We start from the raw sequence: 635 nt of genomic DNA, 5'->3' as shown, positions 1-635 counted from the left end.
AATTCCCTGCGTTGGCCCGATCACCTCCAGCGTCTTGGCTGCGGAGTTGGGCGATGGCAAGCAGTTCAAATGTGGTCGAGGCTATTCAGCCTCGATAGGACTTGTGCCAAAGCAGCATTCTACTGGCGGTAAAACCGTACTTTTGGGCATCAGCAAGCGCGGAGATCGAAACCAGCGACGCTTGTTTGTTCAATGTGCCCGTATCTACTTAATGCACTTGGATAAGCAAAAAGGGAGTTTGGCCGATTGGGTTCGCAAGCTGCTGGCAGGCCATCGGCACTCCAATTTAGTGGTCTGCGCGCTAGCCAACAAGCTGGCAAGAATCGCTTGGTCTATCGCGGCAAACCACACTGAATTTGATGCAGGGCCAAGCGCGATGAACGCTTGACCCTGCTGTCACCCAAGCACCACCCACCTGGTTTTGCGATGCTGGATAACAGATGACGTGAACGGCCAACCGGCCTGACGACAACCCTGAGCTCCCACACGGCTGAAAGGCCGTCCAAATAATTAGGGTCGTTGGGCATCAATTCTCATCGAGGCGCGGGGCCAATACCCCACTCAGACGCCGAATAGATGAAAGCAAGCCATACACGCCATCAAAGACAGTATTGCAGAAAAGGGGGTAACCATAG

General features: G+C 53.9%; 1 protein-coding gene. It reads left to right on the top strand.

Annotated features, from left to right (window positions below):
• On the top strand, window positions 1–388 hold a 388-nt coding region (locus ACI77I_RS32095; protein WP_407000225.1), incomplete at its 5' end, for a transposase.
• Window positions 389–635 lie beyond the last annotated feature (247 nt).

The sequence above is a fragment of the Pseudomonas sp. D47 genome (assembly GCF_045447305.1).
Lineage (GTDB): Bacteria > Pseudomonadota > Gammaproteobacteria > Pseudomonadales > Pseudomonadaceae > Aquipseudomonas.
The sequence above is the reverse complement of the archived record's forward strand: the minus strand, read 5'-3'. Positions and strand labels throughout refer to the sequence as shown.